Source organism: Pseudohoeflea suaedae, from assembly GCF_004354915.1.
Taxonomy (GTDB): domain Bacteria; phylum Pseudomonadota; class Alphaproteobacteria; order Rhizobiales; family Rhizobiaceae; genus Pseudohoeflea; species Pseudohoeflea suaedae.
This window is the reverse complement of sequence record NZ_SMSI01000001.1, coordinates 1,754,649-1,769,820: the sequence shown is the minus strand read 5'-3', so window position 1 is coordinate 1,769,820 and position 15,172 is coordinate 1,754,649. Positions and strand designations below refer to the sequence as shown.

The 15,172-nt window shown below is 64.3% G+C and carries 13 protein-coding genes; 4 read left to right on the top strand and 9 right to left on the bottom strand.

Features of this window, described 5'->3' with window-relative positions; genetic code table 11:
* The 5 genes from E2A64_RS08330 to E2A64_RS08310 are packed head-to-tail and all read right to left on the bottom strand — an operon-like array spanning position 1 to position 5,228.
* On the bottom strand, positions 1-1,659 hold the full coding sequence (locus tag E2A64_RS08330) for a glycerol-3-phosphate dehydrogenase/oxidase (protein ID WP_133283909.1): 1,659 nt from the start codon (positions 1,657-1,659) through the stop codon (positions 1-3).
* Positions 1,656-3,188, bottom strand: coding sequence for an FGGY-family carbohydrate kinase (locus E2A64_RS08325; protein WP_133283908.1), 1,533 nt, complete (start codon positions 3,186-3,188; stop codon positions 1,656-1,658). The genes E2A64_RS08330 and E2A64_RS08325 overlap by 4 nt, the downstream gene beginning before the upstream one ends.
* Positions 3,189-3,216: 28 nt before the next feature.
* Entirely contained in the window at positions 3,217-3,675 is a 459-nt protein-coding gene (derI, locus tag E2A64_RS08320; protein WP_133283907.1) for a D-erythrulose-4-phosphate isomerase, read from the bottom strand.
* Between the two features lie 15 nt (positions 3,676-3,690).
* Positions 3,691-4,452 carry a triose-phosphate isomerase gene (locus E2A64_RS08315; RefSeq protein ID WP_133283906.1) on the bottom strand — a complete coding sequence of 254 codons (762 nt, stop codon included), beginning with the start codon at positions 4,450-4,452 and terminating at the stop codon, positions 3,691-3,693.
* Positions 4,449-5,228 carry a DeoR/GlpR family DNA-binding transcription regulator gene (locus E2A64_RS08310; RefSeq protein WP_133283905.1) on the bottom strand — a complete coding sequence of 260 codons (780 nt, stop codon included), beginning with the start codon at positions 5,226-5,228 and terminating at the stop codon, positions 4,449-4,451. The genes E2A64_RS08315 and E2A64_RS08310 overlap by 4 nt, the downstream gene beginning before the upstream one ends.
* 112 nt (positions 5,229-5,340) lie before the next feature.
* Between E2A64_RS08310 and E2A64_RS08305 the strand changes: the two genes are divergently transcribed.
* Positions 5,341-6,402 carry a class 1 fructose-bisphosphatase gene (locus E2A64_RS08305; RefSeq protein WP_342210785.1) on the top strand — a complete coding sequence of 354 codons (1,062 nt, stop codon included), beginning with the start codon at positions 5,341-5,343 and terminating at the stop codon, positions 6,400-6,402.
* On the opposite strand, the gene E2A64_RS08300 is transcribed toward E2A64_RS08305, so the two are convergent.
* The 4 genes from E2A64_RS08300 to E2A64_RS08285 form a co-directional block, all read right to left on the bottom strand.
* Positions 6,399-7,358, bottom strand: coding sequence for a sugar-binding transcriptional regulator (locus E2A64_RS08300; protein ID WP_133283903.1), 960 nt, complete (start codon positions 7,356-7,358; stop codon positions 6,399-6,401). The two genes, E2A64_RS08305 and E2A64_RS08300, sit on opposite strands and share 4 nt — an antisense overlap.
* A 99-nt stretch (positions 7,359-7,457) precedes the next feature.
* Positions 7,458-8,390, bottom strand: a complete 933-nt coding sequence (locus tag E2A64_RS08295) for a TIM barrel protein (protein WP_133283902.1) — start codon at positions 8,388-8,390, stop codon at positions 7,458-7,460.
* A gap of 2 nt (positions 8,391-8,392) precedes the next feature.
* The gene (locus E2A64_RS08290; protein ID WP_133283901.1) at positions 8,393-9,904 is read right to left on the bottom strand and encodes a glycerol-3-phosphate dehydrogenase; all 1,512 of its coding nucleotides are present in this window, start codon (positions 9,902-9,904) and stop codon (positions 8,393-8,395) included.
* Entirely contained in the window at positions 9,901-11,475 is a 1,575-nt protein-coding gene (locus E2A64_RS08285; RefSeq protein ID WP_428977469.1) for an FGGY-family carbohydrate kinase, read from the bottom strand. Before E2A64_RS08285 ends, E2A64_RS08290 begins: the two co-directional genes overlap by 4 nt.
* Positions 11,476-11,893: 418 nt before the next feature.
* Between E2A64_RS08285 and E2A64_RS08280 the strand changes: the two genes are divergently transcribed.
* From E2A64_RS08280 to E2A64_RS08270, 3 genes are read left to right on the top strand one after another with little or no spacing between them, the layout of a single operon-like run.
* Positions 11,894-12,541: a DUF2291 family protein gene (locus E2A64_RS08280; protein ID WP_133283899.1), complete on the top strand. Its 648-nt coding sequence runs from the start codon at positions 11,894-11,896 to the stop codon at positions 12,539-12,541.
* Positions 12,541-14,094: a sugar ABC transporter ATP-binding protein gene (locus E2A64_RS08275; protein WP_133284317.1), complete on the top strand. Its 1,554-nt coding sequence runs from the start codon at positions 12,541-12,543 to the stop codon at positions 14,092-14,094. The genes E2A64_RS08280 and E2A64_RS08275 overlap by 1 nt, the downstream gene beginning before the upstream one ends.
* A 24-nt stretch (positions 14,095-14,118) precedes the next feature.
* On the top strand, positions 14,119-15,168 hold the full coding sequence (locus E2A64_RS08270) for an ABC transporter permease (protein WP_133283898.1): 1,050 nt from the start codon (positions 14,119-14,121) through the stop codon (positions 15,166-15,168).
* Positions 15,169-15,172 lie beyond the last annotated feature (4 nt).

The window sequence follows — 15,172 nt, the reverse complement described above, 5'->3', positions numbered from 1 at the left end:
TCAGAATCGAACGCCGTGCCTGCTTTCGAGTACTCTGAGCGTACGGGCGATTTCCGCCTCGGTCGTCTCATCATTCCAGTTCAGGGCATCCCCGACAATCCGGCCGATTCGCCCGAGCAGCGCTCTCGTGAGCTGACCGGTGATCGCCAGCGGCGTGCGGCGCAGGATCACATCCTCGAGGTGGATCACCTGCTCGTTGCGCGCGATCCAGTCGATCTCCGCGGGGCTGAAGCCCGGCGCGTCGCCGAAAAGATCCGGCTTTCCACCTTCGTGCACCGCAATGGCGCGGGCGGTGGACCCATAGCGGTCGAGCAATCGTTCGACGCGGGCTTTTTCCGCACCGCTTTCACGCGCCACTTCCGCGATCCAGCCGCTGCGGTCGGCCGCCGCCGGCAGCCCCTGCGCGCCTCCTATGGCCATTGCATCGGTCGTCGTCTTGCGGGTTGCGGCCAGACGGGCCAGCACCGTGTCGGCCACGTCGGCGGAGAAGGCGCGGAAGGTGGTCCACTTCCCGCCCACAAGCGAGATCACGGGGAACGGCCGGCCCTGCTCGGGCTCGTGAACGGGGGCCGAGTGATCGCGGCTGATGAGGCCGGGCTCGACGCCTTCCGAATTGGGCAGCGGACGGATGCCGGCATAGCTGTAGACGATCTGGGTCTCGTCGAACTCGAGGCCGGGCAGCAGCTCGCGCAGGCTCGACATGAAATAGGCCGTCTCGTCATCGGTGCAGTGGGCCTGGTCCGGCTCACGCGCGGGAATGTCGGTCGAGCCCACCAGCGCCTTGCCCAGATAGGGAAAGACCAGAAGGATGCGCCCGTCATTGGCCTCGAAATAGATCATCCGGCCATCAAGCTGTCTAACCAGTTCCGGATGATCGAGAAGGATGTGCGAGCCCTTGGTGCCGCCGATCAATTTGGTCTCGATACCGATTGCGGCATTGACCGCATCGATCCAAGGGCCTGCGGCGTTGACCACCAGTCTCGGGCGAACCCTTCCCACCGTGCCGTCGGGTTTGTCGAAAGACACCACGCCGCCGGCCTGCCCGCTGACCGATGTCCAGTTGCAGGCTTGCGAATGCTCCGACAGCCTCACGCCGTCATGAACCAGTTCCATCACCAGCCGCTCCGGCGCGGTCACGGCGGCATCGTAATAGGTGCCGACCGCGACGATACGCGGGGTGAGCGCCGGAATGGCCTCGAGCGCTTTCTTTTTTCCCAGCATGCCGTGCCTGGGCATGAACCGCGCGCGGGCGCCGAAATGGTCGTAGAGCGAGAGCCCTATCTTGATCAGCAGCGCGCCGCGGCTGCGCGGTGCGCTCTTGGCGCCGAAGAAGGTGCGGATGGCGGGCCATATCCCCCTGGTCCACGAATAGATCGGGATCACGGTGGGCAGCGGCTTGACCACATGGGCGGCGTTCTTGAGCAGGAGATTGCGCTCATAGGTCGATTCCGCCACCAGGCGGAACTCGCCGGTTTCGAGATATTTGAGCCCGCCATGGATCAGGCGTGACGGGGCCGCACTGGTTCCCGAGCCGAAATCGCCCTTGTCGATGATGACGCAGGCAAGCCCCTGCGCGCAGAGATCGCGGAAAAGTCCCGCGCCGTTGATCCCCGCCCCGATGATCAGGACATCTATATCCGTGACTGTACCGTCATTCATTGCGCGCCGCGCACCTTCTGATCGAGTTCGTTGAGCCGGTCCCAGCTGGCGCGCATCTCGCTCGCGATCTCACGGTAGACGGCATAGCGTTGGTGATAATGCGCCGCGCGGGCCGGATCGGGCCGATAGGTGGTGGAAACCGCCTCGAGATCGCGCGGATCGGCATCGAACCGCTCGAAGGCTCCGACCGCCGCCCCGGCACAGAGTGCAGCGCCCCAGGCGGCCGCCTCATCGGTCCCGGTGACCGTCACCGGCATGTCGAGAATGTCGGCAAAGAGTTTGGCGACCACCGGATTGCGTGACGCTCCGCCCGTCAACCGCGCGACATCGGCGCCGAAATTCCGTCTCAGGACATCCACATGGTCGCGGTGATTGAAGGCGATGCCTTCCAGCAGCGAGGCGAGCACGTCACCGCGCCCGTGCCAGCCGCGCAGGCCCATGAAGCTCGCGCTCGGCGCAGGCCCCATCGGCGAGCCGAAGAGGTAGGGATGGTAGACCACCGAGCTCGCGCGACGCAGGGCTTCCTCGAGTTCGGGCGCCAGCACCGCATGGATGCTGCGCCCTTCCGCCTCCGCCTTCTCGCGCTCGGCGACGCAGAACGTGTCGAGAAACCATTCGTAATTCGTGGTCGAGGCCGGCGAGATCGCCATGTTGTTCCATAGGCCCGGCTCGATCGCATTGCGGCAAAGCCAGTCCGGGCCGACGCGCGGCTGGGCCGAGACGCATTCGTTGATCGAATAGGTGCCGGCGACGATGCCGACCACGCCGGGCACATGCGCAGCGATGCCGAGCACCGAGGCTGTCACGTCGTGAACGCCGGCGGCCACCGGCGTGCCCTGCCTGAGGCCAGACGCCCTGGCGGCTTCGGCGTTCACCTCGCCGACGATTGCGGCCGGATGGCTCGACGGCGGCAGCGCCCCGGCGAGCGACGACAGGCCGAAGAGGGCCAGCGCATCCTCCGAATAGTCCTGCGTACGGACGTCGGTGAAGGACGTGCTCGCCTCCGTGCGATCGGTACCGATGACGCCGCAGAGGCAGTAGCGCAGCCAGTCCTTGCAGGCCATCATGTGGCCGATGCGGCTGAACCGGTCCGGTTCGTTGGCCTTGAACCAGGCAAGCAGCGACGAAGGAGCCGCCGCATGGGGCGCCTGCCCCGTCAGTTCGAGGCTCTTTTCGGCGGTACCGTCTTTCTGCCAGCCGGCGACGATACCGGCGGCACGGCTGTCGAGCGACAGGACGCCCGCGCCAAGCGGACGCGCGTGCTCGTCGAGAAGATAGATCCCGTCGCCATGGGCCGTCGTCGCCACCGCGAGGATGTCGCCGGCATCGATGCCTGAACCGGCGATCACCTCGCGGATGGCCGAAGCCGTCTGGCTCCAGAGATCGTCCATGTCGCGTTCGACATGGCGCGGGTGCGGCATCAACTGGCGGACATTCCTGCGCACGACGCCCAGCTGCCTGCCCGCGAGATCGAAGAGCACCGCCTTGGTGACAGTCAGCCCGCTGTCGATCGCCAGAATGCAGTCCATGGACCGGTCCCTCCTCCCCGAATACGCGTCAGGCGTCCTTCTGGTACTTCGCGCCGACCTCGTCGATGGCGTTGACGTTGCCTGCCGAGCGGCCCTCGGGATCGAAGGAAGCCGAGAGAAACGCCTCGGCGATATCCTTGGCAAGTTCGGCGCCGATCACGCGCGCGCCCATGGTGATGATGTGGGCATTGTTCGAGGTTGCGGCCTTGCCCGCGGAATAGGTGTCGTGGCACTGCGCGGCGCGGATGCCCGGCACCTTGTTGGCGGCCATCTGGACGCCGATACCGGTGCCGCAGATGAGGATCGCGCGGTCATATTCACCGGCGATCACCGCGGAAGCCACGCGGTCGGACAGGTTTGCGTAGAACTTGTCGGGACCGTCCTGGGTGCGGGAGACTTCGGACACCTCGTATTTGGCCTTGAGGTGCTCGGCGAGGATCTTGGCGAGGTCTTCGCCTGCGCTGTCGCCTGCTACTGCGATTTTCATGATGATATCCTTCCTTCAGATGATGTCGGCGCAGCTCTTGAGGATGCCGAGATAGCCCTCGACGTTCCATGCGGAGCGCCCGATGAAAAGCCCGTCGATATGCGGGCACTGGATGAGTTCCTGACAATTGCCGGGATTGACGGAGCCGCCGTAGAGGCACGGCACCTTGCGGCCGAGCACAGCGGCTGCGACTTCGATGATTTCGGCCTGACGGGCGTCGGCATAATCGGACGTGGCGGGAATGCCCTTCTCGCCGATGGCCCAGACCGGCTCGTAGGCGAGAAGGATTTCCGCCTGAAGCTGGTCGCCGGAAAGCTTGCCGAGGGCGCCGCGCACCTGCGCTTCGAGCACTTCACGCGCACGGCCCGCCTCGCGTTCGGCCAGCGTCTCGCCAATGCAGACGAGCGGGATCAGGCCGTGACGTACCGCGGCTTCCGTCTTCAGCCCCACCGTCTCGTCGGTCTCGCCGAAATGCTCGCGCCGTTCGGAATGGCCGAGTTCGACGATGTCGAGATTGCAGTCCTTCAGCATTACCGGGGAGACTTCCCCCGTCCAGGCGCCCTCGTCTGCCCAGTGCATGTTCTGCGCGCCGACCTTCACGGAGGTTTCGGCGAGCAGTTCCTTCACTTCGCGCACGGCGGTAAAGGGCGGGATCACGAAACGCTGGATACGCTGGTCGCGGTCGGACTTGGCCAGGGCTCCGGCGAACTCGCGGGCCTGCGCCAGCGTCTTGTTCATCTTCCAGCTGGTTCCAATCCAGAAATCGGGTGTTGTCATTCTGCGGCCTCGTCTTTTCCGGCAAGTGTGAGGGGAAGCCCGTTTTCGCGAAACAGTCTCATCGTTTCGGCGTCGGGGCGGTCGTCGGTGATGATGTGGTCGAATTCGGCCAGTGCGCCGAGCCGGTAGAGCGCGGCATGACCGAAACGCGAATGATTGACGACGAGGCAGCGCGCGCGCGCCCTGTCCATCATCTGGCGCTTGGTGCGCAGCACCTGTTCGTCCATGTGGAAGACCTCGAGACCGGCAACGGCCGGTGTCGAGATGAAGGCGATGTCGGCGCGAAGCCCGGAAAGCGATTCTTCGGTCACCTTTCCGAGAAAGGCATTGAATTTGGGCGAATAGATGCCGCCGAGTGCGATCAGCGTGATCCCCGCCTCGCTTTTGAGCGCATCGATCACCGCCGCATTGTTGGTGATCACGGTCAATGGACGCTTGGCTTTCAGCCGCTCGCCCAGGAGAGCCGCCATCGAGCCATCGTTGATCATCACCGTCATGCCGGGCTCGACGAGTTCGAGCGCTTCCCTCGCCATCGCCAGCTTCGCCGCGCCGCCCTGCCTTTCGCGGAAGCGGAAATCGCTTTCGAAGCGAATGCCCGACTCGATCGTCGCGCCGCCGCGCATCTTTCGCAGCAGGCCGGCATTCTCCAGTTCGTCGAAATCACGGTGAATGGTCATGCGGGAGACGGAGAAACGCTCGGCGAGGCTGTCGAGATCGACATTCCCCTCGGCCACCAGCAGATCCATGATCGCCTGTTGTCGGCTTTCGCGCTTCAAGACCGATCCTCCGTTGAGGCTCCATCCCATAACACGAACATCACGTCAATAATGTGATTTTGTGATTTCACACTGTTACAACAGGATTGTCATCCCTCGCGCTTCGCTCTAGATGTCGAAGCGCAAAGAGGAACCGTCCATGCCCCCGTCATCTGCCGCATCAAAACCCGTCGTCCTGAAGTCCGACAGCGCGATTTCCGCTCCATCGCTTTGTGACATCCTCACCCGGTGGGCCGCGGCCGACCCCGGCCGGCAGGCAATGAGCAACCTCATCATGCGCATCGCGGAGGCCAGCATTCCTCTTGCGGCCAGGCTGGCCCAGGGCAAGCTGCCGGGCGATCCGACGGCAATCGTCGGAACCAACGATTCCGGCGATGCCCAGAAGGCGCTCGACATGGCCGCCCACGACCATTTCATCGACGCCTTTCACGGTGTCTCGGTGGCCAGTGTGTTGTCGGAGGAAGTGGAGGACGTCACCGATGTGGATGCGGGCGGCGCATTCGACATCGCCATGGACCCGATCGACGGTTCGGGCAATATCGGCATCGGCGCGCAGCTCGGCGCATTCTTCGCGATTTTCCCCGCGGGCGAGAGCTTTCTGCGTTCGGGGCGCGACGTGATCGCCGCAGCCTACGTGTCTTTCGGCCACTCGATCGATCTGGGCTTCTCGGTCGGCCAAGGCGTGCACATCGCCACGCTGGACGCGACGACGGGGGCATTCCACGTTCACCGGGAGAACGCCACGGTGCCGCAGAGCCACAACACGATCGCGCTCAATGCATCCTATTACCGGCGCTGGTCGCAAGGTCTGCAGAACTATGTGGACGACCTGATGGCCGGCAAGGACGGACCGCTGGAACGCGACTTCAACTTCCGCTGGCCGGCGGCGGCGGTGGGCGACCTCAACCGGATTCTCAATCGCGGGGGACTGTTTCTCTATCCGGGCGATACGAGGCCGGGCTACGAGAAGGGCTATCTCAGGCTCGCCTATGAGGCCTTCCCGATCGCCTTCCTCATGGAACAGGCGGGCGGCATCGCAACCGATGGCGCGGCCCCGGTTCTCGATCTGGCGCCGTCGCGCCTGCATGACCGTGTTCCACTGATCTTCGGCAGCAAGCGCGAGGCTGAAATCCTGCACGGCTATTTCGCAGGCACCGCCGTTCCCGACGCCTAATCCGCCTCAAGCAGCGCCCTGGCGGTCCGCTCATCGGTGATCAGGCCGTAGAGCTTGCCACTTTTCAGGATCGCGCGGATCGTCTCCACCTTTCCCGGGCCGCCGGCAAGCGCGATGATGCGCTGCTCGCTGGCCCTTTCCATGGTCACGGCGAGCGTGCGCGAGGTCAGCTCGGTCTCCAGCACATTGCCGTCACGGTCGAAGAAGTGTCCCAACATTTCGCCCACGCCGCCGGCGCGCGCGATCTCCTCGATCTCCGACGCCTCGATCATGCCGGAATGAACGAGCTGGGTTTCGGCTTCCACGGTGCCGAGTCCGACGAATTTGAGCGGCGCTTTTTCAGCCAGTTCGAACACCTCGGCCACCCCGCGCTGGGAGAGCAGAACTTCCCGGTCCTCGGTTGTGTTGGCGAAGAACGGCACCGGCATCACATAAGCCTGGGCACCGGTCTTCTCGGCCAGAAGATGCATCACGTCATGGGGATTTGCGGCGAAGTTGCGCGTCAGTCCGCCGAGCAGGGAAACGAATTTCAGGCCGTGCGCGTCGAAACGAGGCATGGAGCGGACGGCTTCGGCAAGGGTACGACCGTGGCCGAGCCCGATCGTGCTCTCCTCGCCACCTTCCATCCAGCGGCGCAACAGCGAGGCACCCGCAAGCCCCAGCGTCCTGAGCGGGAGGCCGGGCTCCTCGAGATCGGGCGCGACCTCGCAGGTCTGCAGGCCGTAGCGGGCGCAGATGTTTTCGCCCATCTCGATACATTCGATGATGTCGCCTTCGATCGTGACACGGACCGCTCCCTCGGCAACCGCGCGGGCAATCAGGCGGTGCGCCTTGACCGATGGCACGCCGATGCGCTTTGCCACTTCAGCCTGACGCAGGCCGCCGACATAGTGCAGCCATGCGGCCCGGATTGCGAGCGACCGCTCCTCGTCTCCCGACAGGCGCCCCTTTGCCATGGTCTTCTCCCTCCGTCCCCGATGTGAACAAGAGCACCGGGACCCTGTCGTCTCAGCGTGAAAGGGACCTTGCCGAGACCCTTCGCCGCGCTTTCGGTCTCAAATCTTCAGGTCGGCGGCCCCACTGTCGATATGCGGCGCCCAGAAGGCCACGCTCTCGGCAATCTGGCTGATGACCTGACGGTCGTTGGGCTCGCGCTCCTTGAAGGACAGTTCGAGGCAGATCTCGTTGTCCTCGGCACCGCCCTCGGCAAATGCCTTCAGAAGCGGCTCGGGTTGGATCGCCCCCCTGGCATTGTATTCGGCTGTAAACGGCTTGTGGCCGGACTTGTCCATCATCGACTGCTTGATGTGAATGATTGGCGAGACCTTCGGCACCGCCCTCGCCCAGGCATAGGGATCGGTGTCATCGGGGTTCGGAGACGTCACGTCGCCATGATCGATATCGGCCATCATCCACATCGGGATCGCCATGCCGGCAGCCGTGAGGCGATCCTGGAGTTCCATCGTCGCCTTGATCGTCTCGCCGAATTCGCGCCCGACACTCATCGGCTCCCAGTAGACATAGGAGAGCCCGGCATCTTTCGCGTGCTCGGCGACTTCCGCCCAGCAGTCGATGGCAATGCTGATCAGTTCCTCGCGGCGGACCGGATCGTCGAAATCCTTGTAGGTGAAGATGGCAAACTGGGTGCCGACCGAGACACCGCCGAGATCGGCGATGATGTCGGCGAATGTCTTGAACCAGTCGACATAATAGCGGCGCACCCCGGCATCCGGGTGGCCGAAATGATTGAGCCGGCCATAGGGCCCGGTCATGCCCGACGTCACACGCGCGCCGGTGCGGTCGAGCGCGCGGTCCATCTGCCGGGTCAGCCGGCGCAGCACAGGCGCCTGCCAGCTCGGGTTGATGAATTCGTGGGTGAGCTGAATATCGCGGATTTTTATGTCGCGCGCGATCGCCTCGACCAGATCGTCGGGATCGGCGAAGCGGTTGACCAGCGGGTTTGTATTGAGCGACAGCGTCAACGGCATGGTCAGGCCGCCTTGACTCGGGTGCGATCGAACCAATCGGCAAAGGCCGCCTGCTCCGCATCGCTCAGATGCAGACGGTGCTTGGTGCGACGCCAGATGACGTCTTCCGCCGTCTGCGCCCATTCATGCTTCACGAGATATTCCACCTCGGCCTCGTAAAGACAGCCGCCGAAATGGCGCCCGAGACCCTCGACGCTCGTCGCCTCACCCACGATCTGCGCGATGCGGGTGCCGTAGCACCGCCCGTAATGGCGCCGCAGCTCGCGCGGCATCCAGGGGTAGTCGGTCTTCATGGTGTTGCGGAAGAGTTCATAGTCGGCGTTCTTCATGTCGCCGCCGGCAAGCTGTGCGTCCGCGGTCCAGTCGCCGCCCATCTGCGGGAAGAATTTCGCGATCTTGTGCAGCCCGCGTTCGGCGAGTTCGCGGAAGGTGGTGATCTTGCCGCCGAAGATGTTGAGAAGCGGCGCGCCGCCGGTCTCGTCGAGATCGAAGACATAGTCGCGGGTCACCGCCGACGGATTGCCCTGGCCGTCGTCGAAGAGCGGCCGGACGCCCGAGAAGGTGGTCAGCACGTCGTCGCGGGTCAACTGTTCCTTGAAGTAGCGGTTGACCGCATCGATCAGGTACTGGACCTCGCTTTCGTCCGCCTCGACGTCCTCGGCACGGCCTTCATAAGCGATATCGGTGGTGCCGATCAGCGCCTTGTCGCGCTCATAGGGGTTGATGAAGATTACCCGCTTGTCGTGGTTCTGCACCAGATAGGCGTTCTCGCCCTTCCAGAATTTCGGCACGATGATGTGGCTGCCTTTGACAAGGCGCACATTGCGCAACGAGTTCGACCCCGCCACACGGTTGACCACATCCGTTACCCACGGGCCGGCGGCATTGACGACAACCCTGGCCTCGAACTCGCGCATCTTGCCGGTCACGCTGTTCTTTGTCGTGACCTTCCAGACACCGTTCTCGCGCCGCGCGCTCACGCAGGGGCTGCGGGTGAGAACCTCGCAGCCGTGCTCGGCGGCATCGACAGCGTTCAACACGACCAGACGCGCGTCATCGACCCAGCAGTCCGAATATTCGAAACCCTTGGTGTACTGATCCTTGATCGGCGCCCCTTCCGGATCGCGACGGAGGTTGAGCGTGCGCGTTCCCGGCAGCTTCTTGCGGCCGCCGAGGTGATCGTAGAGGAACAGTCCCAGACGCACGAGCCAGGCGGGACGATCCTCGGGGCTGTGAGGCAGAACGAAACGCATCGGCCAGATGATGTGCGGGGCTGCGTTCATCAGCACCTCGCGCTCGATCAGCGCTTCCCGGACCAGACGGAACTCGTAGTATTCGAGGTAGCGCAGACCGCCATGGACCAGCTTGCCGGAGCGCGAGGACGTGCCTTCCGCCAGATCGTCCTTCTCGCACAGGACGACGCTCAGCCCCCTGCCCGCCGCATCGCGCGCGATGCCCGCGCCGTTTATGCCGCCGCCGATGACGAAGAGGTCGACCTTGGTTGTCTCGGTCATTGCTTTTCTCCTTGCGCCACGCGGGCTGCCGCCAGATCACCCCAGACAGGGGCCAGCGCCTCACGCGCGTTGCGATACGATGTGTAGAGCGTGTCATAGACCGGCACGAGCGCCGGGTCGGAGGCCTCGGCGGGGCCGAGAAGCGGTGTGACCCATTCGGCGATGCAGGCATCCATGTTGGAATAGGCACCGATGGCGACAGCCGCCATCATGGCGCAGCCGGCGGCCCCCGCCTCCTCCCGCGACGAGATGCGCACGGGGGTATCGAGAGCGGCCGCGAGGACACGGCGAAGGGCTGCGGAACGAGCCGCGCCACCGGTCAGCCGAAGTTCGCTCGGCATCTCGCCCATGGCCTGATAGCAATCGCGCGCCGCCATGCCGAGACCCTCGACGACGGCCCGGATCATGTCGGGGAAACGATGATTGGCGTTCAGCCCGACAAAGCTCGCCCGGGCGTCGGCATCGACGAAGGGACCGCGCTCGCCGGCCTCCGAGATGTAGGGATGATAGACCAGCGCCCCGGGCACGGATCTCTCCATCCAGCCGTCGATCCGACTGACCAGGTCCGCATGGGTCGGTCGTTGCCCCATCTCGCCCAGAAGGTCCTCGGCCACCGACAGCGCCCAGTCGATATTGAGCGTGGAAGCCATGTTGGTCTGGACCTGGGTGACGAGATCGTCGGCAGGCAGGCAGATCACATAGCCGGTGCCCTCGGCATTGAGATGCACATCGCCGGAACGCACCGCGCGCATGTGGACACCGGTCGACCCCACGGTGGAACAGGCCACGCCGCGCTCGCCGGTGTGGACGCCGCTGCCCAGCGCGGTCATCACCATGTCGACATAGCCGAGCGAAACCGGCGTGCCTTCGGCAAGCCCGGTCTGGCGGGCGGCATTTGCGGTCAGCGGGAAGGTCTGTTTCGATCCGTCGACGATCTCCGGCAGAAGATGGCGACGGCCTTCGAGCCCGAGGGCGGAAATCACGATGTCGGAATAGCGGCGATCGCGGAAATTGCCGAAGGTGAAGCTGGCTTCCGACGGATCGGTGGCACGCACCCCGGTCAGATTGAGAAAGAGCCAGTCCTTGCAGTGCAGCGCCACTTCCGAGCGGTCGAGCAGATCCGGACAGGTCGCATCCATGTGGGCCATCTGGGTGCCCTGCTGGCAGGTATTGAGCCCCGTTCCGGTCGCTTCGAAACGCTGGCGCTCATGGGGTCCTGCCGCGAGCTTCCCGACCGTCGGCGCGGCGCGCGCATCAAGCCAGATCCAGGCGTCTCCGGCGGGCCGATTGTCCTTGCCGACAAGCCAGGTCCCATCTCCCTGCCCGGTCAGCGCGATGGCCGCCGTGCGGTTTGCAAGATTGTCGACCGCTTCGCCCAGACCGCGAATGGCTGCAGCGCAATCCTCCCAGGTCCGGGCCAGTGACTGGGTGGCCGAACCGTCGCGCCCCATCTCGTAGCGATTGCGCACGGAGGCCGAGCCGATCTGCTCGCCGGACAGCGTGAATGCCACGGCCTTGATGACGGACGTCCCGGCATCCACACCGATGATGATGTCAGCGCCGCTCATGATCGCACTCGCGTCGAGGGGCGTAGCCGCAATGGAAAATCATCCTCGCTCCCTGATCTCTTTCGCCTCCCTGCGCGCCTCGTTGCGAGGCCCGCAGCAACGCCCGATGGAAACGGCTTCCTCCAGCCACCACCGGTGTCGCGTTTTAAAATCGTGTAGCACAGAAAAAATGGAAAATGTGTATTTCTTTGCAGACAACGTAATTTTTTTCAAATATGGTCATGCGCAACATCGGGGTCGCTCGCGACGCCGCAGGACAGTCCACAAGACGGGATTGAGGAGTTCCGGGACTGCCTTGAATGGGGAGGAGACGCGCCGTTCGAGCGCCGCCGACTTCCCGACACACTGAAACCGACCACCCATGACGGGTGGCTTCCCGCAGGCTCTCCACCGAGCCCACGAGAATGGATACAGGACGGACATGAGCGGTATCGCAAAAGCCAGCAAGGCCAGCACCAACAGGCGCAGAGCGATCATCGGCATAGCTGCCATTGCCCTTGTCGGCGCCATCGCGCTCGACACCAAGGTCGTCACGGTCGGCTCGGACGCGGATCTGCGCCAGCAGGCCTTCAACCCCGACAATTTCGGCCAAGAAGAATATCCGCGCGTCCGCGATTTCGTCGAAGGCCGCGCGCCCGACGCCGTCACGCTCGCCAATGAACTTGCCTCCGACAAGAAGGCGGCGATCGCAGCCTATGGCACGCAGGCCGGCGCCTTCCCCGTCATGCCGGTCAAGTTCAGCGGCACCGCGGGCGAAGGCAAGTCCGGCATCTTCGATGTGAATGTCGACGGCATGCCGTCCGGCTACAAGATCCGCGTCCAGACCGGTCCGGCCATCAACGGCACCGAGCTCAGGGACATTCCCGGCGACATCGAGTTCGGCGCCTTCAAGAACCAGATCGAGTATCAGAACGCAGGCGCGGGCATCAATCGCGCCATGTCCGAGGCGACGCTGAACGATCTCGATCGGGATACCCTCACCGGAAAGACCATTTCCGTGACCGGCGCGTTCACCATGATCAACCCGAAAAGCTGGCTGGTCACCCCGGTCGCTCTCGAGGTGCAATGATGGCGGCGCCGGTGACCGCGCAAACGCCGAATACGGGCTCCGGCACCGCCGAAGTCGTTCTTGCCGCGCGCAACGTCGCCAAGAATTTCGGCGCGGTGCAGGCACTCAAGGGCGTCAATTTCGACGTTCATCGCGGCAAGGTCACCACGCTTTTCGGCGAGAACGGCGCGGGCAAGTCCACGCTGATGAAGATCCTGTCCGGCGTGCAGCTCCCCTCCTCCGGCGAAATGCTGCTCGACGGCAAGCCGGTGTCGTTCACCTCGACCGTCGACGCACGCGAACACGGCATCTCGATCATCCACCAGGAACTCTCGCTGGCGCCTAACATGAACGTGCGCGACAACATCTTCATGGGCCGCGAGATCATGGGGCGCGCCGGCGTCGATTTCGCCGAAGAAGAGCGCCAGGCGCGCGCGCTGATGAAGGAACTCGAGGAAGACATCGATCCGCTGACCAGGGTCGAGGATCTGCGCCTCGGCCAGCAGCAGATCGTCGAGATCGCCCGCGCCTTGTCGGTCAAGTCCCGCATCCTGATCATGGACGAGCCCACTTCCGCGCTGTCGGCGTCGGAAGTCGAGGTGCTCTTCAAGGTCATCGGCGATCTCAAGGCGCGCGGCGTCTCCATAGTCTACATTTCGCATCATCTCGAGGAAGCCCTGACCATCACCGACCATGCGGTGGTGCTGCGCGACGGCGAGATGACGGCCTATGCGCCGCGCGCGGAAATCGACCTGGAATGGATCGTGCGCAACATGGTGGGCGAGAACTTCGACCTCGGCTCGCCGCCCACCGGACACGAATTCGGCGCGCCCGCGCTCACTCTCGAAAATCTTTCGGTTCCGGCCAATACCGGCATCGGCAACGCGGTGAACGGACTGAACCTGTCGGTCAAGGCGGGCGAGATCGTCTGCATCTACGGACTGATGGGCGCAGGCCGCACCGAGATGATGGAATGCGTGGCGGGCCGCACCAGGGCCAGCGACGGCCGCATCCTCCTTCACGGCGAGGATGTCTCCGAACTCACCATCGCCGAGCGCATCGAGGCCGGTCTCGTGCTGGTGCCGGAAGACCGCCAGCGCGACGGCCTTGTCCAGACCATGTCGGTCGGGCGCAATCTCTCGCTCGCCTCGATCGGCAACTTCACCCGTGCCTTCCTGACAAATCTCAGGGCCGAGGCCTCGATCATCGAACGCTCCATCCGCGAAGTGACCGTCAAGACCGACGGTCCCGATGCGCCGATCGGCTCGCTGTCGGGCGGCAACCAGCAGAAGGTGGTGATCGGCAAGATGCTGGCCACCTCACCGTCCGTCGTCCTTCTCGACGAGCCCAGCCGCGGCATCGACATCGGCGCCAAGGCGGAGGTCTTCCGTATCCTGGCCGACCACGCCCGCGACGGCATGGCGGTCATCTATTCGACATCCGAAGTCGGCGAATGCCTGGCCATCGCACATCGCATCATCGTCATGCGGCGCGGCCAGATTGCCGCCGAGTTCACCCACGACACGACCAAAGAAGCAATCATGGCCGCCTCCGGCGAGAGCCTGGTCGCATAGAAAAGTTTGCAGGGAGTTCCGCCCATGTCGGAAACGACAACCAACGCCGCAGAGACGGCACCGGCGAAGAAGAAGAGCTTCTCCATCGTGCATCTTCTGCTCGAGGGCCGCGCCTTCTTCGCACTGATCGCGATCATCATCACCTTCTCGATGCTGTCGCCGAACTATGCCACCGTCTCGAACTTCCTGATCATGTCGAACCACGTGGCGATCTTCGGCCTTCTCGCGATCGGCATGATGCTGGTCATCCTCAATGGCGGCATCGATCTCTCCGTGGGCTCTGTTCTGGGGCTCAGCGGCGTGTTCGCGGGCTTCCTCATGCAGGGCGTGGAATTCCAGTCGGCCGGCGTCATTCTCTACCCGCCGGTCTGGGCGGTTGTGGTCATGACCATCGGCCTCGGCGCTTTCGTCGGCCTCTGCAACGGCGTCCTGATCGCCTATTTCAGGGTGCCGGCCTTCGTCGCGACGCTCGGCTCGCTCTACGTGGCGCGCGGCGTGGCGCTCCTGATGACGAACGGTCTGACCTTCAACAACCTCGCCGGCAACCCCTCGCTCGGCAATACCGGGTTCAGCTGGCTCGGCTTCAACCGTCTCTTCGGGGTGCCGATCGGCGTGATCATCCTGGCTGTCGTCGCCATCGTCGCGGGCCTGGTTCTCTCGCGCACCGCCTTCGGCCGCTGGCTCTATTCGTCGGGCGGCAACGAGCGCGCGGCCGAATTGTCGGGCGTGCCGGTCAAGCGCGTGCAGGTGTCGGTCTATGTGCTGTCGGGCATGTGCGCAGCCATTGCGGGCCTGGTGCTGAGCTCGCAGCTCACCTCCGCGGGTCCGACGGCAGGCACCACCTATGAGCTGACCGCCATTGCGGCCGTCGTCGTCGGCGGCGCCTCGCTGATGGGCGGACGCGGCACCGTGCGCGGCACCCTGCTCGGCGCCTTCGTCATCGGCTTCCTGAGCGACGGCCTCGTCATCATCGGCGTCAGCTCCTACTGGCAGACGGTCTTTACCGGCGCAGTCATCGTGCTCGCCGTCATGCTCAACTCGATCCAATACGGAGGTCGCCGCAGCGGGCGCTGACCTT

Coding starts and splice junctions, on each gene's coding strand:
- E2A64_RS08330 (WP_133283909.1), bottom strand. CDS start 1,659: ATGAATGACGGTACAGTCACGGATATAGATGTCCTGATCATCGGGGCG.
- E2A64_RS08325 (WP_133283908.1), bottom strand. CDS start 3,188: ATGGACTGCATTCTGGCGATCGACAGCGGGCTGACTGTCACCAAGGCG.
- derI (WP_133283907.1), bottom strand. CDS start 3,675: ATGAAAATCGCAGTAGCAGGCGACAGCGCAGGCGAAGACCTCGCCAAG.
- E2A64_RS08315 (WP_133283906.1), bottom strand. CDS start 4,452: ATGACAACACCCGATTTCTGGATTGGAACCAGCTGGAAGATGAACAAG.
- E2A64_RS08305 (WP_342210785.1), top strand. CDS start 5,341: ATGTCGAAGCGCAAAGAGGAACCGTCCATGCCCCCGTCATCTGCCGCA.
- E2A64_RS08300 (WP_133283903.1), bottom strand. CDS start 7,358: ATGGCAAAGGGGCGCCTGTCGGGAGACGAGGAGCGGTCGCTCGCAATC.
- E2A64_RS08295 (WP_133283902.1), bottom strand. CDS start 8,390: ATGCCGTTGACGCTGTCGCTCAATACAAACCCGCTGGTCAACCGCTTC.
- E2A64_RS08290 (WP_133283901.1), bottom strand. CDS start 9,904: ATGACCGAGACAACCAAGGTCGACCTCTTCGTCATCGGCGGCGGCATA.
- E2A64_RS08280 (WP_133283899.1), top strand. CDS start 11,894: ATGAGCGGTATCGCAAAAGCCAGCAAGGCCAGCACCAACAGGCGCAGA.
- E2A64_RS08275 (WP_133284317.1), top strand. CDS start 12,541: ATGGCGGCGCCGGTGACCGCGCAAACGCCGAATACGGGCTCCGGCACC.
- E2A64_RS08270 (WP_133283898.1), top strand. CDS start 14,119: ATGTCGGAAACGACAACCAACGCCGCAGAGACGGCACCGGCGAAGAAG.